This window comes from Hydrogenophaga sp., from assembly GCF_019635465.1.
GTDB lineage: Bacteria > Pseudomonadota > Gammaproteobacteria > Burkholderiales > Burkholderiaceae_C > Hydrogenophaga.
Genome location: NZ_JAHBZK010000002.1, coordinates 215,697 through 239,774 on the forward strand (window position 1 = coordinate 215,697; position 24,078 = coordinate 239,774).

Consider the following 24,078-nt stretch of genomic DNA (forward strand, 5'->3'; position numbering starts at 1 on the left):
CACATGCAGTTCCCCGATTGGGTGACGGAGCGCGTGGTGGCCCGCCAGGGCCGCCTGCACCCCTACGACACCCTGGTCGCCGAGCGCACGGCGTTCGTCATCATCGACCTGCAGAACTACTACACGCAGCCCGGCTACCTGGGCGAATGTGCGCCGTCGCGCGCCACCTTCCCGGCGGTCAACCGCCTGGCCGATGGCTTGCGCGCGGCCGGCGGGCACGTGATCTGGGTGCAGACCAGCGCCGATGGTGCCGACGACTTCTGGTCGCACCACCACGCCCACATGCTCACGCCCGAGCGCAGCGCGCGACGCCTGCGCGAACTGGCCAGCACGCACGAAGGCTTTCAGATCGCGCCGGGGTTGCGGCCGCATGCCGACGACGAACGCGTGGTCAAGCGCTGCTACAGCGCGCTGGTGCCGGGCTCTTCGCGCCTGGCCGAGGTGCTGCAAGCCCGCGGCATCACCCATGTGCTCATCGGTGGCACCGTCACCAACGTCTGCTGCGAGTCCACCGCCCGCGACGCGATGATGATGGACTACGCGACCATCATGGTCGACGACGCCTTGTCGGCCGTCACGCCCGCCGAGCACGAACACTGCCTTCAGAACTGGATGCTGTTCTTCGGCGACGTGCTGGGCGTCGACGATGTGCTGCAGCGTCTGCAACCCGCCGCCGAACCCGCCGCCGAACGCGCCGCTGCCTGATCAGCCAGGGTGTTGCCGCGCGCGCCAGCGCGCTGCGCACGCATCTCCAAGAGACCTTCCACACATGAACCTGGGTATCGATGGCCGCCGCGCACTGGTGTTCGGCGGCAGCAAGGGCATGGGCTTTGCCTGTGCGAAACACCTCTCACAAGCGGGCGTGCGCGTGTGCATCGCCGCCCGAACCGAAGCCACCCTGCGCGACGCCGCGCAACGGCTGAGCGCAGACACCGGTGCGCCCGTGGACTGGGTGGTGGCCGACATCACCACCGCCGCCGGGCGCGACGCGGCGCTGACGGCCTGTGCCGAGCCGGACATCCTGGTCAACAACGCCGACGGCTTTCCACCCGGCGACTTCCGCGACTGGGACCCGCCAACCTGGCACACCGCGCTCGACGCCATGATGATCGGCCCCATCGAGATGATCCGTCGTTGTGTCGATCCCATGATCGCGCGCGGCTTCGGGCGCATCGTCAACATCGTCTCGCGCAGCGTGAAGCTGCCGCAGGCCGACCTGGGCCTGTCCAACGGCGCGCGCTCGGGACTGGTGGGCTTCTCGGCGGGTCTGGCGCGGCAGGTGATGCGCCACAACGTCACCATCAACAACCTGTTGCCGGGCGTGTTCGCCACCGATGCCCAGCGCCGCCACGTCGACAAGCTGAGCCAGCAAAGTGGTCGCCCGTTCGACGCCATCTGGGCCGAGCGCGGCGCGGCCAACCCGGCAGGTCGCTTCGGCGACCCCGAGGAGATCGGCGCCTGGTGCGCGTTTCTGGCCTCGCGCTTCGCCGGCTACACCACAGGGCAAAGCCTGCTGGTGGACGGCGGCGACTACCCCGGCACCTTCTGAAAAACAAAACCCGTCGGGAAGGCGACGGGTTTTGTGACGGGTGGTGCCGATCAGACTTGACCGGCGCTCAGCGGGTTCAGAACGATTCCCAGTCGCCGACCTCTTCCGAAGCCACCGGCTTGCTCACCGGAGCGGCGGGCTTGGCCTTGGCCGGTGCGCTGGCCTTGACCGGGGCTGGTTTGACCACCGGCGCGGGCTTGGCCACGGGCTTGAAGGTGGGCTCGCTGCGGTGCAGGTCGCTGGCCACCAGGGCCTGGATCGCGCTGGCACCGGCGTTGCCGTCCACGCGGAAGATGCGCACCACCTCGGCCAGGCGCGAAGCCTGCTCGTTCATGCTGGTCGCGGCTGCGGCGCTTTCTTCCACCAGGGCCGCGTTCTGCTGCGTCATCTGGTCAAGGTTGGCCACGGCGGCGTTGATCTGGTTCACGCCATCGGCCTGTTCGCCCGAGGCACTGGCGATCTCGCCAATGATGTCGCGCACACGCGCCACGTTGCCCACGATCTCCGACATCGACTGACCGGCCTGGCCGACCAGCTCGGTGCCCACGGCCACCTTGTCGACCGAGGCGCTGATGAGGCCCTTGATTTCCTTGGCGGCCTGCGCGCTGCGCTGAGCCAGGTTGCGCACTTCACCGGCCACCACCGCAAAGCCGCGGCCTTGCTCGCCGGCGCGGGCGGCTTCCACCGCCGCGTTCAAAGCCAGGATGTTGGTCTGGAAGGCGATGCCGTCGATGACGCCGATGATGTCGTTGATCTTGCGCGAGGCCTGGTTGATCTCTTCCATGGTCGAGACCACTTGCGACACGACCGTGCCACCCTTTTGGGCGCTCTGGCCGGCCACGTCGGCCAGCTGGTTGGCCACGCGGGCCGAATCGGCCGACTGCTTGATGGCGCCCGACATCTGCTCCATCGAGGCAGCGGTCTGCTGCAGGCTGGACGCGGTCTGCTCGGTGCGCGAGGACAGGTCGTTGTTGCCGGTGGAGATTTCCTTGGCGGCCACGGTGATGTTCTCGGTGCCGCGCTTGACGTCGGCCACCACGTGTACCAGTCGGTCGCGCATGCTCGACAGCGCCTTGGTCATGGCGCCGAATTCGTCGCCACGGTCGTTGCTGATGGTGGCCGTGAGGTCGCCGCCCGCAATGCGCTCGGCGAAGGCCATGGTCTCGTTGAGCGGCGTGCGGATGTTGCGGATGAGGAAGAAGGCGCCAATCGCAACGCCCAGGATCAAGGAAATGATCTGCGCGTAGGCGATCTTCAGGCTCAGCGAGCGTTCGTCGGCCAGCCTGGCCTGCGCTTCGGCCAGCACGGTGCCCTGCAGTTGTGCGAACTCGCGCAAGGCGGTCATGTAGGCCGGCACCAGGCCGTTGAAGCGCATGCGGATTTCGGTGGCCGCCAGATCGTCTTCACCGTTCTTCTTGTGCGCGTTGGCCTTGCCCAGCGATTCGAGCACCACCTTGCGGGCCTCGGCGATCTTGGCCAGCTGGGCCTTCTCCGCGTCGGTCATCTCCATCGCGTTGAGGCGCTTCTGCAACTCGCTGATGCGAGCCGAGCCGGCCGGAATCAGGTCCTTGTAGATCTCGCCGATCACCGGGTCGCTCGACAGCATCGAGGCCTGCACGCGCGTGGTCGTGGTTTCGGTGATGCCGGCCCATTCGACGGCCAGCGCTGTCTTCTCGGACAGCATGGTCAGCGTGCGGGCCGACTCCTCGTTGAGCTTGCTCGAGCGCGCGCCAGCGGTGGCCACGGTGCCCAGCAGGGCCAGGATGATGAGGACGACGCCGGTCCAGAGCTTGGCGCCGACCGACATGTTGCGCAGTAGGTTCATGGTGTTACCCGCAGTGCGGGCCGGGATGGGCTGGAGGTTGAAAACTTCACCCGAAGGCCACGGGGGCCCCGGGGAATCGCCTGCCCTATCGACCGTTTGTGGGGAAAACTTGATTCGAAAAAGCGGGGAAATCACCCACAAATGCTGCGCTGCACCGTCGGCGGCAACCGCTTGTCGCCTGGCGGTCTGTTCGGGCCTGCATCAGTCGCGTCCGGCCGCTTCGATGGCCTCCGCCAAGGCCTTGGGCTGGGTGAACCAGGCCTCGTGGCTGCCGGCGCAGGCGATGTAGCGGAAAAGGCCCAGGCGCTCGGAGAGGCGGGGGTGCCAGGGCAGGCTCGCGGGCAGTGCGACATCCAGCACGCAATTGACGTAGGACTTGCCGATCGCCACCGCCGCCATCGGCTGCGTGATGGTGCTGGCCTCGGTGAAGGTGCGGTAGGGGTGCGGATTGAGCTTTGCGTAGGCGCTGCGGGCGAGCGCGATGTCGGCGTCGTTGATGAAGGCCTCGCGCCAGACCTCGAATGGCAGCATCACCGCGTTCTGGTTGGCCGCAGCCACGCCGTCGAACAGCGCGCGGTAGTGGGGCGGGACCAGGTCGTTGAGGCACTCGCCGGGCTGCGGCACAAAGGCGTTCACGTACACCAGACGGCTCAGGCGGGGCAGCACGCGCTGCGCGGCGCCACTGATCACCATGCCGCCATAGCTGTGGCCGGCCAGGCGCACCTGCTTCAGGTCGTTCGATTCGATGAAGTCCACCAGCGAGTCCACCGCGTCACCCAGGCCGGTGGTGGCGCGGTCGTCGCCGGGGCGGTTGCCCGCCAGCGTCGGGCAATGGACGGTGTGGCCGGCATTGCGCAAGTGGGCGGCCACGGCCTCCAGCTCGGCGCCGGTGTGCCAGGCGCCATGGACCAGGACATAGGTGTCTGACATGCGTGTCTCCTTCGTTGGGTCGGGACTCGCAATCTAGACCGCGGGCGCGCGCGGCGATGGCCGCTGCGCGCCAACGCCGTGGTCCTGGCGTGCCAGTGGCTGCAGGCTCAGTTGCGGCGTTGGCGTCGTGTGGTGCCGGGCGTTTGCCCGGTGGTGCGGCGGTACACGCGCACGAAGTGCGAGGCGTCGAGCAGGCCGACGCGGCGCCCGATTTCGCCCAGGCTCAGGTGGTCGAAGCGCGCATCGCCCAGCAGCCGCCCGGCCTGCGCCATGCGCAGGCGCATGAGCTCGCCGGCAAAGGTGAGGCCGGCCGCCGCCAGGCTGCGGTGCAGGCTGCGCGCACTCATGCCCACTGCCATCGCCACCTCGGCTGCGCTAAGGCCGGCCTGTGCGTGGCGCTCGGCGATGGCTTGCACGATGCGTGGGTGGTGGTCGATCGAGGCTCGCGGTGCCTCGGCGCCGGGCAGGCTCAGGGCCAGCAGGGCGCCCAGCTGGTCGGTCAGCACGGTTGCCGGCAGCGGCGTCTGCAAGCCGAGTTCGGGTTGCAGGGCGCGCGTGAAGGCCGACAGCGCCAGGCCAAAGCCCTGTTGCCCGTCGATGCGCTGCCCCACGCGCCGCTCGGCGTCGGGCAGCCACTGCTCCAGCCAGGCGGTGGGCAGCTCGATCGAGCCGGTGTTGCAGCTGGTGGGGAAGTGGAATTCGTAGCAGCGCCGCGAATCCACCAGCAGCAGGTCGCCGGGCAGCAAGCGCGTGCGCTGATCGCCTTGCGCGGCGGTCCATGCCTCGTCGTGCTTGCACAGCAGGTAGTAGTAGTTCTGTTCGCTGCGCGCGATGGCGCGTCGCGTGCGGTAGACGTCCTGGGCGCTGCCACGCACGGCGTTCAGGGTGATGGCACCCAGGGGGGCGGAGCGCAGCTCGGCCGCAAAGACGGACTGGCTGCTGCGCACGTCCATTTCGAGAAAGCCCTCGCAGACCGCGCCCACCCAGTAGTCCAGCCGCTGCTCGGGCGACACCGCGTCGGTGGACCAGCGTTGCAGTCGCTGCGTGGGAACGGAATTGGCGAGCATGCGCGCATGGTGGCGCTGCGCCCCTTGCGGTGCAACCCGAGCAAACCCGTTCAGGTCAGGGGGCGCCTCAGGACTTGGATGCGGCCTCGCGGGCCGCCTGCTCGATGATGCGCCGCAGTTCGGCCGCGCGCTGCGGGTTGGCCGGCTGCGGTTTGCCGTCGACGATGACCGAGGGCATGGCCAGGCTTTCGTGCAGGGCGCGGGTGAGGGTCAGCAGGCGCGTCACGTGCACCTGCGCCGCCGGCGGTACCTGGCCGTCCAGCGCCTGCAGCCGCTGCAGGATCTGCAGAAAGCGCGGCGCATGCACGCGCCGCGAGGCCTCGTCGGCGTCGAGCTCGTTCGTGCGCCCGGCCTTGACGTCATTGGCCTCGCGCTGCAGGGCCTGCGCGGCGGCCTGAAAGTCGCGTGCGATCTGCGGCAGCTGCTCCAGCGCCTGCACCTCGCCCGCCAGGTTGCGCCGTGCGGGCGGCGCCAGCATCGCCGCTGCTGGCAGCACCAGGGCCGCGGCCACGGCGGCCGCCACCATGCGCCGGGTGCGCAGCTGCCGATGGCTGTCGATGTCGAAACGCTCGGGCAGCAACCAGGCGAGCAGGGCGCCCGCCAGCAGGCCGCCCAGGTGGGCGGCGTTGTCGATGCCGGGCTTGGTGAAGCCCTGCACCAGCGAATACACGAGGTAGAACGAGAACGTCCCCAGGATCTGACCGCTGAACAGCCGCGGCAGCTGTTTGCGGTGCTGGGCCACGGCCGTGAGCAGTGCGCCCGCCACCCCGAACACCGCGCCCGAAGCGCCGACTGCGACCGCCGTCTGCGCGGCGAAGTACAGGCTGGCCACGCTGCCGGCCACACCGCTCACCACATAGATCAGCAGGAACTGCCGGCTGCCGAAGATGCGTTCGAGCAAGCTGCCCGCGATCCACAGCCCCACCATGTTGAACAGCAGGTGCATCAGGCCGCCGTGCAGAAAGGTCGCGCTCAGCAGCCGCCACCATTCACCGGCCTGCACCGCCGAGGTGGTGTTGCCGCCCAGCGCCAGCAGGGTGAGGGTTTTGGCTTCGATCCAGCCGCCGCCGCGCAGGCCCACAGCGACCCAGGCCAGGACGTTGAGCGCGATGAGGCACACCACCGCCCAGGGCACGGGCTTGTCGCGTTGCAGCCGCTCCTGCAGCTCGCGCGCATCGCGCAGGTCGTTGCGCACGCGGGCCGGTTGTTCGTCGTTGGCCGCCATGGGCCGGGTGGGCTCCAGGTGGTGGGTGATGGCGTCGATCGCCACTTCCTGGGTGTGCGCGTCCAGTGTCTGCAGCGACAGCACGGCCTGGCGCGCGTGGCGTCCGCTGGCATAGGGCACCCATTGCGGGTGCAAGCGCAGTCGCAGCAAACGGGCCTGCGCCGCACCTTCGACCGCCGCGCTCTCGATGCCCTCCCAGCGCAGCTTGCGGTGCCCGCCACTGAAGTAGGCCGAGGTGATGCCGCGTGGCGACAGCCGCAGAACGACCTCGCCCTTGGCGGGCACCTTGTGCAGCAGCAGCCACTCCATGCCCAGCACCACGGCCGTCGCGATCGCGAACACCACGATGAGGCCCGCGCCGCCTTGCACCTTCGCCAGGCCCAGGACAACGCCAATGGCCAGCATCCCGTACACCGCCAGCCGGATCGTCCGGCGCGGGCTCGAATCAGCCCGAAACTCCACGGCCTTTTGCATGCCACCCCCCTCTCAGATGGCGGCGATTATGGTCAAGGCGAGGCAGGGGTTCTGTGAGGGGTTCTTCAGTACTTGGTGTTGCCCGTCACCGCGCGCGGCAACTCGACGAAGAAGGTGCAGCCTTCGCCGGGTGCGCTCTGGCACCAGATGCGTCCGTCGTGGCGCTGCACGATGCGTTGGGCCAGCGCCAGGCCCATGCCGATGCCTTCGTAGTCCATCGAATGGTGCTGGCGCTGGAACATGAGGAACAGCGTCTTGGCGCGCTCCATGTCGAAGCCCACGCCGTTGTCGCGCACGAACACGATCACGTTGCCGTCGGTGCCGGGCAGGTGGCCGATCTCGATGCGGGCGTCCTCGACCCGGCGGGTGAACTTCACCGCGTTGTCCAGCAACTTGCCGAACACCTCGGCCAGCAGGATCGGGTCGCCCGCCACCGTCGGCAGCATGGTGTCGATCGACCACTGGATCACGCGCGGCTCGCTCTGCGCCTTCAAGCGGCCGGCAATGCCCAGCATCAGCGGCGTCAGCGGCACCGGCTGGGGCGCGATCTGCACGCGCCCCAGCCGGGCGAACTCCAGCAGGCCGTCGATCATCTGGCTCATGCGCCGCGCGGCGGTGGCGATCGACGCCTGGTATTGCAGCAGCTCGTGCCGCGCCTCGGGCTCCAGCACCTCCTGGGTCAGCGACACGAACTGGTTGATGTGGCGCAGCGGTGCACGCAGGTCGTGCGCCACGGTGTACGAGAACGCATCCAGCTCGCGGTGCGCCGCGTCGAGTTGTGCGGTGCGCTGCTGCACGCGCAGCTCCAGCTCGCGGTGCAGCTCGGCCGTGACGTCGGCCAGGCGTTTGGATTCGGTGAGGTCGCGCACGATGACCGATATGCCTTGCAGCTCCTCGCGCTGATTGCGCAGAGCGGTCAGCGTGGCGTGCGACCAGAAGCGCGTGCCGTCGCCGCGGCGGCTCCAGCCCTGGTGCTCGGCCTGGCCGTTGGCAAAACACTGGTCCAGCAGCAGTTGCGCGTCCAGCGGCGTGCGCGCGCCGTCCTCGGCCTGGAACAGCGCGTCCAGCGAGCGGCCCACGATCTGGCCATACGCCATGCCGAACAGGCGCTGCGCGCTTTCGGTCCAGTCGCTCACACCACCATCGGGGTCGACGAAGAAGATGGCGTGGTCGCGGATGGCGTCCGACATGAGCCGGAATCGCTGCTCGCTTTCGTACAGTTCGGCGCTGCGTTGCGACACGCGCTCTTCGAGGTCGAGGTTGGCGTTGAAGACGAAGTCCTCGGTGCGGCGGCGCTCGGTGATGTCGATCAGCTCGATGAAGAAGCCCGGCACCTCGTCCTTTTGCTGATCGGGTACGTAGTGCACTTCGAAGTAGCGCGCGGTGCCGTCGGTGCCTTCGCGTTCGGCTTCATGGCTGATGGCTTCGCCATTGAGCACCCGCGCCACGCGGGGCAACACCTCGGGCAGCACCTCGGGCCGCAGCACGCGCGCGAGTTCGAGCCCGATGACGTCGTCGGCCTGCAGTCCGTAGCCTTCGGCGTAGGCCGCGTTGCAGAAGCGGCAGACCAGCTCGGTGTCGTAGTAGGCCAGGCGCGAGGGCGTGCGGTCGGTGATGGCCTGCAGCAGCCGCAGGCGCGCCACCAGCTGGTGTTCGATGCGCTCGCGCTCGCTGATGTCGACCAGCGCCGAGCGCGAGAACGCGAAGCGACCGCCCGGCTCGCGCACCGCCTGCGACACCAACTCGACGGTGAAGTAGCCGCCGTCCTTGCCCCACAGTCGCAACTGCAGCGGCACGGCGCGCCCGGTGGTCTGCAGTTCGCGCAGGTGCTCGCGCAGTTGCTCCAGGTCGGACTCTTCGCGCAAGCGCGCCAGAGTGGGGAAGTCGGCAAAGCCGCCGTTGGCCAGGCGATCGAACTCGGCGCGGTCGCGCCCGAGCCAGCTCAGCAAGGTGTCGTTGATCTCGCGCACCCGCAGGGCCGAGTCCAGTGACAACAGGCCGCACGGCGCCTCGTTGCCGATGGCACCGGCTTCTCCCGTCACCTGCTCGCTCGCCGCTGATTGCATGTGGCCTCCCACCCGGGCGTTTGTCTCGGGTTCAGTGGGGGGTACCCCCGGGTGACCGACTCTAGCGGGCGAGGCTGCGCGGTGCAAATCCGGGACAAACCCCGGCGATGCGCTCAGGCCACGCGCTGTAACAAGGGCGCGCCAAGGGTTGTGCCCGGGGCGGTCCCTTCACCCAGGTAGGCCGCTGCCAAAGCGCCGTCGGCCGCGATCTGTGCCGCCGTTCCCTGCGCAACGATGCGACCGCCCTCCATCACATAGGCGCGATCGGCCAGCGCCAGGGCCAGCCCCGCCATCTGGTCCACCAGCAGCAACGTCATGCCCTCCTGGCGCAGGCGGTCGAGCGCTGCGAACAACTCGGCGATCACCTTGGGGGCCAGGCCCAGCGAGGGTTCGTCGAGCAGCAGCACTTGCGGGCGCGACATCAGTGCGCGGGCGATGGCCAGCATCTGCTGCTCGCCACCCGACAGCAGGCCGGCGCGCTGGTGCAGCCGTTCGCGCAGGCGCGGAAACCGGTCGAGCTGTTGTTGCACGCGCGCTTCGCGCTCGTCGGGCTGCAGGAAGGCACCGAGGCGGATGTTGTCGAGCACGCTCAGCTCGGGGAACACCTGGCGCCCCTCGGGCACCAGCACCACGCCGCGCGCCACCACCTGCTCGGCGCCCAGTTCGTGCAGGGGCGTGCCGTCGAGGTGGATGCCGCCCTGCACCGGCCGGTGCAGGCCCGCCAGCGCCTTCATCAGCGTGGACTTGCCGGCGCCATTGGCCCCCAGCAAGGCCACCACCTCGCCGCGGCGCACCTGCAGGTTGATGCCGTGCAGCACCGGCTCGGCGCCGTAGCCGGCCACCAGCGCGCCTACGCCCAGTGCTTCGGCGGCGGCGTCGGACCGACCAGCCGCCGGGCCGCCCCAAGGCTGGTCAGCCCCCTCGGGGGGCAGCGACCCGCGCAGCGGCGGAGCGTGGGGGTCGTCCATTTCACCGAGATAGGCGGCCTGCACCGCGGGGTTGGCCTGCACCTCGGCCGGCGTGCCCGCGGCCAGCCGCTCACCTGCGTCGAGCACCACCACCTGGTCGCTGATGCCCATCACCAGGGCCATGTCGTGTTCCACCAGCAGCACCGCCACACCGGCGTCGGCGATGCGCCGCAGCAGCACACCCAGCGCGAGCTTGTCTTCGCGCGACAGGCCCGCCGCGGGCTCGTCGAGCAGCAGGGCGTCGGGGTCGGTGGCCAGGGCACGGGCGATCTCGACCAGGCGCCGGTCCACGTGCGGCAGGTCGGCAGCCAGGGTGTGCGGCGAGCCGCCATAGCCGCAGAACGCCAGCAGCCCCATGGCCTGTTGCACCCGCCCTGGCGCGCGCCGCAGCGCCGCACCGAGCAGCGGGCCCAGGCGGCCGCGGCCCATGGCCAGCACCACGTTGTCGAGCACGCTCAACGAGCCGAACAGCTGCGAGGTCTGGTAGGTGCGCGCCACACCGGCGCGCGCAATGCGCACCGTGGACTGGCCGCCGAGGTCGGTCTCGCCCAGGCTGAAACCACCTGCCGTGGCCTTGTAGAAGCCGCCGAGCACATTGAGCGCGGTTGACTTGCCCGCGCCGTTGGGCCCGATCAGGCTGGTGACCTGGCCCGCCAGGGCGCGCAGGTGCAGGTCGCTCACGGCGCGCACGCCACCGAACTGCATGGTGATGCCGCGCGCCTCGATCGACGCCCGCGTGCGCCCAGACAGGGCGAGCGCGCCTGCGGCGTCACCGGCCACCGATGGCACCGCCACCGGCCACAGCCGGGCGCGCCAGCGCGCCACCAGGCCGGTCACGCCACCGGGTGCCACCCACAGCACCACCAGCAACAGCGCGCCGAAGAACAGCAGGCGGTACTCCTCCAGCCCGGCCAGCCATTCGGGCAGCAGGCCGACCACCACGGCGCCGACCACCGGGCCGGCCACCGACCCGGCGCCACCCAGCATGACGACCAGCACGAACAGGATGGACTGCAGAAAACCGAAGGTGTGTGGCGTCACAAAGCCCGACAGCGGCGCGAACAGTGCGCCCGCAGCCGCCGCCAGCACGGCCGACACGGCAAAGGCCACGGTCTTGATCACCAGTGGGTTCAGGCCCGAGGACTCGGCCGCGGTCTCGGCGTCGCGCACCGCGCGCAGCGCCGCGCCCCAGGTGCCGCGCGAGAGCCAGGCGTAGGCGGCCAGCGCCACGCCGGTGGCGGCAATGGCCAGCAGCGCCACCGCGCGCTCGCCTTGCGCAAAACCCAGCGAAGGCGAGGCCAGACCCATGATGCCGTTCTGCCCGCCGGTGAGCGCGCTGGCCTCGACGATGCCGTGCTCGACGATGAAGCCGAAGGCGATGGTGACCATGGCCAGGTAGGGGCCCTTGACCCGCAGCGCGGGCAGGGCGAGCAGGGCGCCCGCGGCGCCCCCGACCAGCGCCGCCACCGGCCAGGCGGCCCAGAAGCCCCAGCCGGCCTGGGTGGTGAGGATGGCCACCGTGTAGGCACCGATGGCGTAGAAGCCCACGTGGCCGAACGACACCTGGCCCGACAGGCCCACCAGCACGTTCAGGCCCACACCCACCAGCGCCAGCAGCGCCACGTTGGCGATGACGAACACCCAGTAGCCATTGACCGTGAGCACCAGGCCCGCGGCCAGGCCCAGCAACACCAGCACGGCGGCGATCTGCGCCGGCGTGCCCAGGCCCAGCCAGTGCCAGGCATAACGCGATTCGACCGGTCTCATACCTTCTTCACCTCGGCGCGACCGAACAGGCCGTTGGGGCGCCAGGCCAGCGCCGCGATAACCAATGCGAAGGTGAGGATCTGTGTGTAGCCCGAGCCCAGCGTGGCGGTGATCAGCGCCTCGGCCAGACCGAAGATCAGGCCGGCGATCATCACGCCCCAGGCGCTGGTGATGCCGCCCAGGATGGCCACCGCAAAGGCCTTGAGGCCGAACAGCGTGCCCATGTCGGCGGCCACGTTGAACAGCGGCGCGATCAGCACACCCGCGATGCCCGCGAACAGCGCCGACAGCGCAAAGGCCAGCGCCACCGCGCGCCGGATCGGGATGCCCATGAGCCGCGCGGCGGCGCGGTTCTGCACCACCGCCAGCATGGCCGTGCCCCAGCGCGTGCGCCGCGACAGCGTGTGCAGCACGGCGGCCAGCGCCAGGCCCACCACCGGAATGATCAGTTGCAGCGGGTACACGCCCAGGCCCAGCCCGCCCACCTCGAGTGAGGACTGCGCCAGCGGTGAAGGCAGGCTGCGCGGCTCCTTGCCGTAGGTGAACAGCACCACGTTGTCGAGCACCATGCCCAGCGCCACCGTGGCCATCAGCCAGGCGTCAGAGCCGCGGTTGACGAAGGGCCGCACGGCCAGCGCCTCGACCAGCAGGCCATAGAGCGCGCACAGCGCCAGCGCCAGCGTGATGGCGGCCCACATCGGCCAGCCGAAGGTCTGCGCAAAGCTGAAGGTGAGCACCGCGCCCAGCATCATCGAGCTGCCCTGCGCGAAATTGACCGTGCCCGAGACCGCGTAGGTCACGTAAAAACCCAGCGCCATCAGGCCGTACATGCTGCCCAGCCCGAGGCCGCTGACCAGCGCAGAGATCACCAGCATGGGGTGTCCTTGTGAGAGGTGGGGAAAGGGGGCGCCGACGCGCGCTTACTGGCAGCGTCCGTCGGCACCGAGGCGACCCGCCGCCGGGCCGCCCCATGGTGGCCTCAGTTCATGCCCACCGGCACGATGCGGTTCTCGATGAACTGCGCCCACACGTAGTCGCTGCTCTGCACCGCGTCGTGCACGCCGGGGCTGAAGGGCTTGTCGTAGGTCTTGATCAGGCCTTCGTACTTGCCGATTTTGTAGAAGCCCTGGCGCACCGCGTCGCCATCGGTGGAGCCGGCCGCTGCGATGGCCAGTGCCGCCAGGTGCGTGGCATCGAAGGCGTTGGCCACGCCCACGGCCGGCGTGATGTCGGCCGGGCCCTTGACGTTGGGGTACTTGGCCATGGCGGCCTTGATCACGCGCTCGCCCACGGGCGACTGCTTGCCAAAGAAGCTGTAGGTCTGCACGAAGTGCACGTCCTTGCCGCTGGGGCCAGCCAGTTCGGTGAAGCGGCCGCCGGCGGGGCCCCAGTGCGAGACGATCGGCACCTTCCAGCCCATGCGGTCGAGCGACTTGACCACCTGCGCCGAGGGGCCGACGTTGCCGACCATGAAGATCACGTCGGCGCCCGCGCTTTTCAGGCGCGTGAGCTGCGGCACCATGTCCACGTCGTTGCCTTCGAACTTCTCGATGCCCGCGGGCGTCACGCCCTTGGCGCTCATGGCCGCGGTCAGACCCTTGAAGTTGCTCTCGCCCCAGGGGTTGTTGACCAGCATCAGGCCGGGCTTCTTGGCGCCGAAGTTCTTCTGTGCATAGGCCAGCATGCCCTCGTCGACGATCTCGTCCACGGCCGAGACGCGGAAGGCGAAGTTGGGGTTGGCGCCGTTCTTGGTCACGCCGGTGCCAGCGGCCCAGGGGCCCATGAAAGGCACCTTCTCCTGGTTCATCAGCGGCACGATGGCCATGGACACCGGCGTGTCCAGACCACCGAACACCACCGCGACCTTCTCGCGGTAGATGAGCTCGCGCGCGGCCAGCACGCCCTTGGCGGGGTTGGCCTCGTCGTCGCGGCGCACCAGCTCGACCGGGCGACCCATCACGCCGCCCTTGGCGTTGATCTCGTCGATGGCCAGTTGCATGCCGCGGGTGATGGCCTCACCGGCCAGGGCAGACTGGCCCGACAGGGCGGTGACCAGCCCGAACTTGATCGGCTCGTTGGCCAGGGCGGTGCCGCCGGCGGTCGCGCCCGCAAGCGCCAGGGCCGCTGCCAGCACGTGGCGCCGCGAAGGAAGGAAAGGGGTGGATGACATGGCTGGACTCCTGGGGATGGGTGGGGTCGGAGGAATGCGCCGGCTCGCCCGGCACGCGGCGCTGGGTCGCAAGCTCCGTGCCAATGTCAGCAAAATGCCATTTCCCATGTAATCAATACAAATAGAAGATTGTTGACAATCTGGCACACGACTTGCGAACACACCGTTCGCGTGCCGGCACCATCCCGTGTCGGTGCAAACCGCCCCAGGTCGGTGCAATGCGCACCGACACCGCCGGAGGAAATGCCCCATGTCCACGCCCATCGCCGACCCACCCAGCACCCGGATGAGCCCCGCACAGATCGTTGACGAGTACCTGCGCATCCTCATGATTCCGGACCCGGCCAACGCGCGCCGATTCGTCGCGCCCGGCCTGCGCATCACCTTCACCGGTGGCCGCGCCATGGCCGAGCCGGCCGAGTGCGCGGCCTTCAACGCCACGCGCTACCGCTGGGTCAAGAAGCGCATCGAGCGCACCGAGACCGTGGCCGGCGGCAGCGACGCCGAGACCGTGGTCTACAGCCTGGGCACCCTGTACGGCGAATGGCCCGATGGCACGCCCTTCGAAGGCAACCGCTACGTCGACCGCTACGTCGTCAGCCACGGCCTGATCACCCACATGGACGTCTGGAACGACAGCGCCGAATGGCTGCTCGAGCCTTCGCTGAACCGGGTTGCCCAATGACCGCCCACTACCTCGGCCCCTTGCCCGACCACGGGCGCTTTGCCTACCGCGCCATCACCCAGCGGCCCGACTACCGCTGGCCCAATGGCGCAAGGCTGGCGGTCTACCTCGGCTTCAACATCGAGCACTTCGCCTTTGGCGAGGGCATGGGCGCCTGCATCGGCCCGGCCTCGCCGCAGCCCGACGTGCTCAACTTCAGCTGGCGGGAGTACGGCAACCGCGTGGGTGCCTGGCGCTGTCTGGAACTCTTCGACAGCCTGGGCCTGCCCAGCGCCGCGCTCATCAACACCGCGCTGTACCACCACTGCCCCGAGCTCGTGGCGGCCTTCGTGGCGCGTGGCGACGAGCTGGTCGGCCATGGCCACAGCAACGCCGAGCGCCAGGGCACGCTCGACGAAGCCGGCGAGCGCGAGTTGCTGCTGCATTGCCGCCATTTGATGCGCGAGCACAGCGGCGTCGAGCCGCAGGGCTGGCTGTCGCCCTGGATCTCCGAGAGCGCGCTCACCCCCGACCTGCTGGCCGAAACCGGCTACCGCTACAACCTCAACTGGTGCCACGATGACCAGCCGGTGCGCATGCGAACCCGCGGCGGTCAGACGATGTGGTCGATTCCGTATCCGCAGGAGCTCAACGACATTCCCATGATCGTGGCGCGCCAGATGGACGGCAAAGACTTCGCGCAGATGGTCATCGACAACACCGACGAAATGCTCGATCAGTCGCGCAGCCAGCCGCTGGTGATGGGCCTGGCGCTGCACCCCTATCTGGTGGGCCAGCCCTACCGCCTGCGCCACCTGCGCCGCGCCCTGCAGCACCTGGCCGCTGCGCGCGACCGGGGCGAGGTCTGGTTCACCACGCCCGGTGCCATAGCCGCGCACGTCAGCGAACTCGCCCAACAGCAACCCGAGGTCTTCGCATGAACTTCCCGATCCAGGACACCGTGGGCGCATGGGTGCCGCACGGCCGCTTCGTGGTCGACGGCCGCAGCAGCGGTCCACTGGCCGGCCTGCGCTTCGCGGCCAAAGACGTGTTCCACGTGGCCGGCCATCCGACGGCCGCCGGCAACCCCGACTGGCTTTCGTCGCACCCCGTGCCCACGGCCAACGCCGCCGTCATCGACCGCCTGCTCGGCGCCGGTGCCACGCTCGTGGGCAAGGTACTCACCGACGAACTGGCCTACAGCCTGCATGGTGACAACGCCCACTTCGGCACGCCCATCAACACGCGCTACCCCGATCGTGTGCCGGGTGGCTCTTCCAGCGGATCGGCCGCGGCGGTGGGCGCCCACCTGGTGGACTTCGCGCTCGGCACCGACACCGGCGGCTCCACCCGCGTACCCGCCAGCTACGGCGGCCTGTGGGGCCTGCGCACCACGCACGGCCTGGTGTCGGCCGAGGGCCTGGTGCCGCTGCACCCGAGCTTCGATACCGTGACCTGGCTGGCGCACGAGGCCGACACCTTCGAGCGCGTGGGCCGCGTGCTGCTGCCGGCGAGCGCCTGGGCGCCGCGGCGCCTGCTGGTGCCGCAGGACGCCTGGGACCTGGCCGACCCGCTGTTCGCCGAGCCGCTGGCGCGCGTGCGCGACGCCTTGGCCGCCCAACTGGGCGTGGGCGCGCAGGCCACGCGCTGGTCGGGCGACAGCACGCTCGACGCCTGGCGCCAAGTGTATGCCACCGCCGGCGCCTTCGACGGCTGGCAAACCCATGGCGACTGGATCACACAACACCAACCGGTGTTCGGCGACGCGATTGCCGCGCGCTGGGCCGCGGCCAGCCGCGTGAGCGAGGCCGACGCCACCCAGGCGCGCGCGCAATGGGCCCACATCCGTGCGCAGGTGCGCGACCTGCTGGGCCCCGATGGCGTGGCCGTGCTGCCCTCGGCCGCCAGCCTGGCACCGCGGCGCGACGCCAGCGCCGCCGACGTGGACGCGGTGCGCCTGCGCACCATGGCCATCACCTGCATCGCGGGGCTGGCCGGTCTGCCGCAGGTGAGCCTGCCGATCGACACCGCCGACGGCGAGGTCGTGGGCATCTCGCTGATGGGCCCGCCCGGCAGCGACCTTGAGCTGATCCGGCTCGCGACCCGGCTGCACCCGATGGTGCAGACTCCGCACCATGCCGAACGCTGCTGACCCCGCCGCCCCGTCCAAAAAACCTTCCGCACGCCGCGCGGCGCAGCGGGTGCCCGAGTTGGCGCTGGACCCCCGCCCGGCCGGGGCGCTGGCCAATGCCGACGGCGACGATGTCGAGGCGCGCATCTACCGCGCCGTCTTCGACAGCGTGATGAGCCAGCGCCTGCCGCCCGGCACCAAGCTGCCCGAGGCCGCGCTGTGCGAGCTGTTCGAGGTCAACCGCGGGGTGGTGCGCAAGGTGCTGCAAAAGCTCGCGCACGACCACATCGTGCAGCTGCGCCCCAACCGCGGCGCCATCGTGGCGGTGCCCACGCGCGAGGAAACGCAGCAGATCTTCGAGGCGCGCCGCGCGCTGGAGGCCGCCATCGTCCGCCTCGTGGCCGAGCGCGCCACGCCGGCCGACCTCAAGGCCTTGCGCAGCCAACTGCACGAAGAAAGCAAGGTCATGCACCGGCCCGACCAGCCGGCCTGGGCCCGCCTGGCCAGTACCTACCACCTGCGCCTGGCCGAGCTCTCGGGCAACCCCATCCTGCACCGCTACCTGGTCGAGATCGTCTCGCGCTGCTCGCTCATCGTCGCGCTCCACCAGCCGCCCGGCAACGCCGCCTGCGAGCACGACGAGCACGAACGCATCGTCGACCACATCGCGCGCGGCGATGCCGACGGCGCGGTGGCCTTGATGGACGAGCACTTGCGCGAACTGGAACGCCACCTGGCGCTGGAGCGGCCCACCCCGCGCAAGGACCTGGCGCACCTGCTGGGTCTGGGTTGAACAGGGCACCCCGCGTCGTGACGAGTCGCACGGTCGTGGCGTAGCCGCCGATCACCTCCGGGAAACTCCCGTCCCGCCAGCGTGGCGTTACCCCGGTCGGTACCGTACAGTGGGCCATCCATTCGGCGGCCAGTCGGCTGTGCATTCAGGGAGTCAAGGAGACGCCTGCCAGTGGCTCAAAACAAGAAACGCCTCGTCCAGGTCTGGTTGCCGCTGCTGCCCGCGGTGGTGGCTGTGCTGTTGCTGGCCATGGTGCTGTGGCTCGTCGACCGCACGGTCGGTGAAGAGCTGGTCCGCCGGGCGCACCAGCGCGTGGCCCAGACCGGCAGCATCTATGCCGACCAGGTCTCGCGCGTGCTGGCGCAACGCGCCGGCGAGCTGGAGCTGATGGCCGGCCTGCCGGCGCTGGGTCTGGGCGTCGACGACCTGCGCATGCAACTCACCCAGCTGCGCCGCAGTTCGCCGGCTTATGTCTGGATCGGCGCGACCGACAGCCACGGCAAGGTGATCGCCGGCAGCGACGGTTTGCTGGAGGGGCGCGACATCGGCAAGCGCCCTGTGTACCTGGAAGGCATCCGCGGTCTGTGGTTCGGCAGCCTGCACCCGCCGCTGGCGTTGGTCGATCCGCTGCGCTCCAGGCAGCTGCCGGTGCCCAGGGAGCTGGCCGACATTGCCCAACCCTACAAGGACGCACAGGGCGAGCGCGGCGTGCTGGCGGCGCACATGGACGGCGCCTACTTCGACCGCCTGCGCGCCAGTGCGGTGGGCCCGTCGCTGGCGCAACGCGGCATGCAGGTTGTGCTGGTCGAATCCAATGGCGCCTTGCTGCTGGGCGAGGCCCCCGGCTTGAGCCCCGAGCAGACCCAGCAGCTGATGGCCGCCCCGGCGGGTGTGCCGGCCACCTACGTCGTCGACGGCGATCAGCGCGTGATGGTGACCCGTGTGCCCATCCAGCCCGTCGACTCGCGCCTGCGTGCCGACTGGCAGGTCTTCGCCTGGCAGCCCTTGGCGCAAGTGCTGGCGCCGGTGCGCGAGCTGCAACGCCTGGTCACGCTGGTGGCGGGGGCGCTGGCCCTGGGGCTGGGCATCGCCGGGTTCTGGCTGTCGCGCCGCCTGGCCCAGCCCTACAGCGACCTGCTGGACGTGGTGGCCCAACGCGCGAGCCTGGGCGGACTCGGTGGTTCGGGCGAGACCTTGCGGGCGGTGACCGAGCAGCTGCGCCTGCTGCCCAGCGACGAACCCCACTCGCGGTCCGAGCAGACGCTGGCCCGCGTGCTGCAGGACGCGAGCCGCTTGCAGGCGGTGGTGGATCACCTGCCGGCACCGGTCTACCTGGTCGACATGGGCTTGCACATCACCTACTGGAACCGGGCCGCTGAGCGTGTCTTCGGCTGGTCGGCGGGCGAAGCCATGGGGCGCCACGTGGGCGAGCTGTTTCGCGACCGCACGCCCAGTGACGAGCGCGAACGGCTGCGCCGCGACTTTCTGGTCAGCCCCGGCCCCTGGCTGTTCACCGCCAACATGCTGCGCCGCGACGGCACCGACATGTGGGGCGAGTGGCGCCTGACCAAGCTGCTCGATGCCGACGGCGCGGCGCTGGGCATCATTGCGCAGGTGCGCGACATGACGGTCGAGCGCCAGAGCGAGCAGCGCCTGCGCGAGCAGGGCGAGGTGCTGGCGGGCGTGATCAATGGCGCCAGCGACGCTGTCATCAGCGTCAACATGCAAGGGCGCATCACCTTGTTCAACCCGGCCGCCGAGCGCATCTTCGGACGTGCCGCGGGGGACATGCTGGGGCAGCCGCTGGAGCGCTTGCTGCCACCCGCGTACCGCAACGAGCACGCGGGCCTGATGAAACGCTTCGCCGATTCGCAGAGCACCTCGCGCCGCATGGGCTTCGGGCGGGTGCAGGGCGTGCACGCCGACGGCGCCTTGCTGGAGCTGGAGGCGTCCATCTCGCAGGTGACGGTGCGCGGCGAGAAGCTGCTGACCGCCATCCTGCGCGACGTCACCGCACGCGTGCGCGACGAACAGGCACTGGCGCGCTACCAGCTTGAGCTGTCCGAGCTCACGCAGCGCTTGCTGCACCAGGAGCAGGTCACCACGCGCGAGCTGGCGCAGACGCTGCACGACCAGCTGGGCCAGACGCTGGGCGCCATTCGCCTGTCTTACGACGCGCTGGGCGGGGTGGCCCAGCAGCACCTGCCGGCCGCGGCCTTCGAGCGCGCGCAGATCGTGGGTCGCCAGATCGACCAGGCCATCGCCGAGGTGCGCCAAGCCCTGGTCAAGCTGCGCCCGCCGCTGCTGGAGGAGATGGGCCTGGTGGCCGCCATCGACAACGACGTGCAGCTGCGCGCGCCCGAGGCCGAGCCGGTGCGGCTCGAATTCGTCAACCTGGGCGACACCGCGCGCGTGCGCTGGCCCGAGGACGTGGAGTACGCCGCGTTCATGGTTGTGCGAGAGGCCGTGGCCAATGCCCTGCAACATGCGCAGGCCAGTTATGTGCTGGTGCGGGTGGACGGCGACCCCGATCGCCTGCGCCTGGACGTGGTCGATGACGGCGTGGGCCTGGCCGATGGCATGGCCCTAGGCCGCCCCGGGCACCTGGGCATCGTCGGCATGCGCGAGCGGGCCCTGGCCATCGGTGCCCGACTCAGCGCGCGGCGGCGCCAGTCGGGTGGCACCCGCGTTACGCTGATCTGGACCAGCAACCCCGATCAGATGGCGCCGGACCGCGATGAGCTGCTGGCCAACTCAACGATCTTCTGAAGCCTGGAGGCCATGACATGAGTGACGTCTACCTCGTTGACGACCACGCGATGATGCGCGACGGCCTGCGTGCCGTGCTGGAAGGAGCCGGCCACCGCGTGGTGGGCGAAGCCGAAAACCCCACTACCGCCCTGGCCGACATCGTGCGGCTGACGCCCTCCGTGGTGTTGCTCGACCTGCACCTGGGCACGCGCTCGGGCTTTGAGCTGCTGGAGCAGATCGCCAAGCGCAAGCTGTCCACGCGGGTGGTGATGCTCACCATGTCGGCGCAGGCGCGCCACGTGGCCGAGGCCATGCGACAAGGTGCCGACGGCTATGTGCTCAAGGGCTCACCGGCGCGCGAGGTGCTCAAGGCGGTGGCGGCTGTGCTCGAAGGGCGCAAATACCTCGGTGGCGAGGTGGCGCAGCTGGCCGTCGAAGGCCTCACCCAGACCGACGACAGCGGCGGCATCGCCTCGCTGTCGGTGCGCGAGCGCCAGGTCATCCAGCTCGTCGTGCAGGGGCGCACCAGCGTCGAGATCGGCGAGCAGCTGCACCTGTCGCCCAAGACGGTCGAGAGCTACCGCAGCCGCCTGATGGCCAAGCTGGGGGTCAGCGACCTGCCCGCGCTGGTGCGACTGGCGATCCGCGAGGGCCTGATCAGCGCCGACGAACTCTGATGGGGTGATCTGACCGAGCGCTGGTTGCGGGCGCAGGTTTTCCGCCGCCTTGCGTCCAGTTTTCCCGGCACCGCCGAAGCACGGGCTTGCGCACGATGCAAGCATGTCTTCCTCCCCCTCCACCCAGGACACGCATCCGGCCGCCGAACCCGTTGACGGTCCGGTGCTTCGCGTGCTGGCCGTCTGCGCGCGCGGCGAGCGGCTGCAGGCCTTGCGCGATGCGATCGCGCGCTGGCCCGTGCCCGCCCGGTTGATCTGGTCGCCCCTGCCCGAGCGCGCCCTGGCCAGCGTGGTGGCCGATGACCCCGATCTGGTGGTGCTGGACGCGCGCCTGGAGCCGGTGGGCGGCGCCGCACTGCGCCGCCACCTGATGCACCTGCGCCCGCACGCCATGGTGCTGAGCTTTGACGACGAGGCCAGCGAGCCGGGTGGCCACGCCAGCGTGTGGCATTGGTGTGAGCTGCCGGCCGTGATGCGCTGGTGGGCGCAGCGCCGTGCGCCGGCGCCTGTGCTGCCGGCATTGGCTTCTGCCAGGGCGCCCGCCGTGGGAGTGGCCTGATGGGCGAGTTGGTGTCCATCGCCCCCGCCGCCGACGCGCGCCGCGTGGCAGCGCTGGATCGCCTGGACCTGGCATCGCTGCCCGCCGACGACGTGCTCGACGGCCTGGTACGCGCTGCCGCGCGCAGCCTGCGCTGCCCGGCGGCCATGGTCAACCTCATCGGGGCCGACGCCGCCTGGTCGGTGGCCAGCACCGACGGCCAGCGCAGCTGGCTGCCGCGTGAGCTGGCCTTTTGCAACACGGTCGTCTCCGATCGCCAGCCACTGATGCTGGGCGACCTTCAAGCCGACACCCGCTTCGCACAACACCCGCTGGTGGTCGGTGAGCCCGGCCTGCGCTGCTACGCCGGCGTGCCGGTGGGCGACGGCGTCGAGGTGCTGGGCTCGCTGTGCGTGCTCGACACCAGCGAACACGCGTTCGATGCGGGCGATCACGAAGCCCTGGTCGACCTGGGGCGCGCGGTCTCGCAATGGCTGTCCTTGCGCCGGGTGCGCAGTGAGCGGCTGGCCCAGACCGCCCAGCAACGCGACCGCCTGGCCACCCTGGTGGCGCGGCGCACGGCCGAGCTGGAGCTGGCCCGCCAGAGCGCGGAAGCCGCCAGCGCGGCCAAGAGCACCTACCTGGCCACCATGAGCCACGAGATCCGCACGCCCCTCAACGGCGTGCTGGGGCTCATCGAGCTGGTGGACCGCAGCGGGCTGCCCGGTCCGCAGCAAGAGTTGCTGCACACCGCGCGCGATTCCGCGCGCGCATTGCTCGGCCTCATCGACGACGTGCTCGACTTCGCCAAGATCGAAGCCGGCCGCCTGGTCATCCACGAAGCCCCGCTGGACCTGAGCAGCCTGATCGAGCGCTGCGCCGAAGGCCACCTGGGCAGTGCCCTGGCGCACCGGGTGCGCTTGCAGGTGTTCGTGGACCCGGGTCTGGCCACCCAGCGCATGGGCGATGCCCTGCGCCTTCGGCAGGTGCTGGGCAACCTGGTGAGCAACGCCATCAAGTTCGCAGGTGGGCGTGACCGCGATGGCTGGGTGCGGGTGCGTGCACGCGCGGTGGACAGCGACGAGGTGTTCGTCGAGGTCTGCGACAACGGCCCCGGGCTCGACGCCGACACGGTCGCGCGGCTGTTTCAGCCCTTTGTCCAGGCCGAGGCGAGCACCAGCCTTCACTTTGGCGGCACCGGTCTCGGTCTGTCGATCTCGCAACGGCTGGCCCAGGCCATGGGCGGTTGCATCGATGTGCGCTCGGAGCGGGGTGCCGGTGCCTGCTTCACGCTGCAAGTGCCCTTGCGCCACCCCATGCCTGCGCTGGCGGATGGCGTGTCCGAACCCGCCGCCCCCGCGCTCGCCGGTGTGAGCTGTTGCTGGCTGCAGGCCCCCGCGGTCTGCGCCGACGACCTGGCGCGCTACCTGAGCGCCGAGGGGGCGCAATGGGTCGACATGCCACCGGGCCCGGTGGCGCCGTGCCCGGCGGGCGCCGATGGCCTGCTGCAGGTGGTGCGCGACGGTCGCGCCGCCTGGATCGCGCTCTGCCATGGCCAGCGCCGTGCCGCGCAAGCCATGGGCGACGGCATCTGGCGCCTGGACGTGGACGCGCTGCGGCGTCAGGTGCTGGTGGAAACCGTGCTGCGCGCGCTGACGCCCACCGAGCCCCTGGCCGAACTGCCACCCACATCGCGCCGCTCCGCGCCGCTGCTGAGCACGGTGCGACCGGTGCTGGTCGCCGAGGACAACCCGGTCAACCGATACGTGATTGCCCACCAGCTCCAGCACCTCGGGGTGCCCCACGAGCTGGCCGTCGACGGCGAAGAGGCGCTGGCCATGTGGTCGCGCGACCCGGGCCGCTACAGCCTGTTGCTCACCGATCTGCACATGCCCGGCCTGGGTGGCCATGGCCTGGTGAGCGCCATCCTCGATCGCGAACGTGCCACGCGCCTGCCGGTGGTGGCACTGACCGCCGATGTGGTGGACGGCGAAGCCGAGCGCGCCCTGGCCGCCGGCATGGACGACTACCTGACCAAGCCGATCGAGCTCGACCGGCTGGCGCAGGCGCTGCAGCGCTGGATCGGTGCTGATGCGGGGTCGCCTGCGATCCCGCTCGAGCCGTCGGCCCAGGGCGGGAAACCAGCGTTTGATCGAGACGCCCTGACCCGCCTGATCGGCGAGGCGCCCGAGGCCCGGGCCGAGGCCATCACCCTGTTTCTGCGCAACCTGCAGCGCGTGGAGGCCGACCTTGGCCAGGCCATTGCGCACCAGGACACCACCGCCCTGCGCGAGACGGCTCACCGTGCCCGCTCGTCCTCGCACGCCATGGGCGCGCACCGCCTGGGCGAGCTGCTGGGCGCGCTCGAATCGGCCGCTCGCGAAGGCCATGGCGGGCGGGCCGACGACCTGGTGCCCCTGATTTGCGAAGAAGCGGGTGTTGTGCGGCGTTGTTTGACGGATGAGTGACCGCCTGGGTCTTCG

18 protein-coding genes are annotated in these 24,078 nt (G+C 70.2%); 10 read left to right on the forward strand and 8 right to left on the reverse strand.

Annotation, left to right across the window (positions count from 1 at the left end; translation table 11 throughout):
• Window positions 1-3: 3 nt before the first annotated feature.
• Both KF871_RS02655 and KF871_RS02660 read left to right on the forward strand, forming a co-directional pair.
• Entirely contained in the window at window positions 4-705 is a 702-nt protein-coding gene (locus tag KF871_RS02655) for a cysteine hydrolase family protein (RefSeq protein ID WP_291137909.1), read from the forward strand.
• Between the two features lie 64 nt (window positions 706-769).
• On the forward strand, window positions 770-1,549 hold the full coding sequence (locus tag KF871_RS02660; protein ID WP_291137911.1) for an SDR family oxidoreductase: 780 nt from the start codon (window positions 770-772) through the stop codon (window positions 1,547-1,549).
• Window positions 1,550-1,625: 76 nt separating this feature from the next.
• Here KF871_RS02660 and KF871_RS02665 read toward each other — a convergent pair whose 3' ends face one another.
• The 8 genes from KF871_RS02665 to KF871_RS02700 form a co-directional block, all read right to left on the reverse strand.
• A complete protein-coding gene (locus KF871_RS02665; protein WP_291137913.1) occupies window positions 1,626-3,374 on the reverse strand; it encodes a methyl-accepting chemotaxis protein in 1,749 nt (582 codons plus the stop codon).
• A 201-nt stretch (window positions 3,375-3,575) separates the two neighbouring features.
• A complete protein-coding gene (locus KF871_RS02670) occupies window positions 3,576-4,304 on the reverse strand; it encodes an alpha/beta hydrolase (protein WP_291137915.1) in 729 nt (242 codons plus the stop codon).
• 107 nt (window positions 4,305-4,411) lie between these two features.
• Window positions 4,412-5,371 carry a helix-turn-helix domain-containing protein gene (locus tag KF871_RS02675; RefSeq protein WP_291137918.1) on the reverse strand — a complete coding sequence of 320 codons (960 nt, stop codon included), beginning with the start codon at window positions 5,369-5,371 and terminating at the stop codon, window positions 4,412-4,414.
• Window positions 5,372-5,438: 67 nt separating this feature from the next.
• Window positions 5,439-7,070 carry a rhomboid family intramembrane serine protease gene (locus KF871_RS02680; protein ID WP_291137921.1) on the reverse strand — a complete coding sequence of 544 codons (1,632 nt, stop codon included), beginning with the start codon at window positions 7,068-7,070 and terminating at the stop codon, window positions 5,439-5,441.
• 65 nt (window positions 7,071-7,135) lie between these two features.
• Complete coding sequence (locus KF871_RS02685; RefSeq protein WP_291137924.1) at window positions 7,136-9,136, reverse strand: PAS domain S-box protein; 2,001 nt, start codon at window positions 9,134-9,136, stop codon at window positions 7,136-7,138.
• Between the two features lie 113 nt (window positions 9,137-9,249).
• On the reverse strand, window positions 9,250-11,871 hold the full coding sequence (locus KF871_RS02690; protein ID WP_291137927.1) for a branched-chain amino acid ABC transporter ATP-binding protein/permease: 2,622 nt from the start codon (window positions 11,869-11,871) through the stop codon (window positions 9,250-9,252).
• The gene (locus tag KF871_RS02695) at window positions 11,868-12,746 is read right to left on the reverse strand and encodes a branched-chain amino acid ABC transporter permease (protein WP_291137930.1); all 879 of its coding nucleotides are present in this window, start codon (window positions 12,744-12,746) and stop codon (window positions 11,868-11,870) included. Before KF871_RS02695 ends, KF871_RS02690 begins: the two co-directional genes overlap by 4 nt.
• A 104-nt stretch (window positions 12,747-12,850) precedes the next feature.
• A complete protein-coding gene (locus KF871_RS02700; protein WP_291137933.1) occupies window positions 12,851-14,041 on the reverse strand; it encodes an ABC transporter substrate-binding protein in 1,191 nt (396 codons plus the stop codon).
• Window positions 14,042-14,291: 250 nt separating this feature from the next.
• On the opposite strand from KF871_RS02700, the gene KF871_RS02705 reads away from it, so the two are divergent.
• The 8 genes from KF871_RS02705 (at window position 14,292) to KF871_RS02740 (ending at window position 24,063) form a co-directional block, all read left to right on the forward strand.
• Window positions 14,292-14,726, forward strand: a complete 435-nt coding sequence (locus tag KF871_RS02705) for a nuclear transport factor 2 family protein (protein WP_291137936.1) — start codon at window positions 14,292-14,294, stop codon at window positions 14,724-14,726.
• The gene (locus KF871_RS02710) at window positions 14,723-15,646 is read left to right on the forward strand and encodes a polysaccharide deacetylase family protein (RefSeq protein ID WP_291137939.1); all 924 of its coding nucleotides are present in this window, start codon (window positions 14,723-14,725) and stop codon (window positions 15,644-15,646) included. The genes KF871_RS02705 and KF871_RS02710 overlap by 4 nt, the downstream gene beginning before the upstream one ends.
• A complete protein-coding gene (locus KF871_RS02715) occupies window positions 15,643-16,857 on the forward strand; it encodes an amidase (protein WP_291137942.1) in 1,215 nt (404 codons plus the stop codon). Before KF871_RS02710 ends, KF871_RS02715 begins: the two co-directional genes overlap by 4 nt.
• Window positions 16,841-17,629, forward strand: a complete 789-nt coding sequence (locus KF871_RS02720; protein ID WP_291137944.1) for a GntR family transcriptional regulator — start codon at window positions 16,841-16,843, stop codon at window positions 17,627-17,629. The genes KF871_RS02715 and KF871_RS02720 overlap by 17 nt, the downstream gene beginning before the upstream one ends.
• A 171-nt stretch (window positions 17,630-17,800) precedes the next feature.
• A complete protein-coding gene (locus KF871_RS02725; protein ID WP_291137946.1) occupies window positions 17,801-20,398 on the forward strand; it encodes a PAS domain S-box protein in 2,598 nt (865 codons plus the stop codon).
• 17 nt (window positions 20,399-20,415) lie between these two features.
• Window positions 20,416-21,057 carry a response regulator transcription factor gene (locus KF871_RS02730; protein ID WP_291137949.1) on the forward strand — a complete coding sequence of 214 codons (642 nt, stop codon included), beginning with the start codon at window positions 20,416-20,418 and terminating at the stop codon, window positions 21,055-21,057.
• 103 nt (window positions 21,058-21,160) lie between these two features.
• Window positions 21,161-21,616, forward strand: a complete 456-nt coding sequence (locus tag KF871_RS02735; protein ID WP_291137953.1) for a hypothetical protein — start codon at window positions 21,161-21,163, stop codon at window positions 21,614-21,616.
• Window positions 21,616-24,063 (forward strand): ATP-binding protein, encoded by a 2,448-nt coding sequence (locus KF871_RS02740; RefSeq protein ID WP_291137956.1) that lies wholly within the window; start codon window positions 21,616-21,618, stop codon window positions 24,061-24,063. The genes KF871_RS02735 and KF871_RS02740 overlap by 1 nt, the downstream gene beginning before the upstream one ends.
• Window positions 24,064-24,078: the final 15 nt, after the last annotated feature.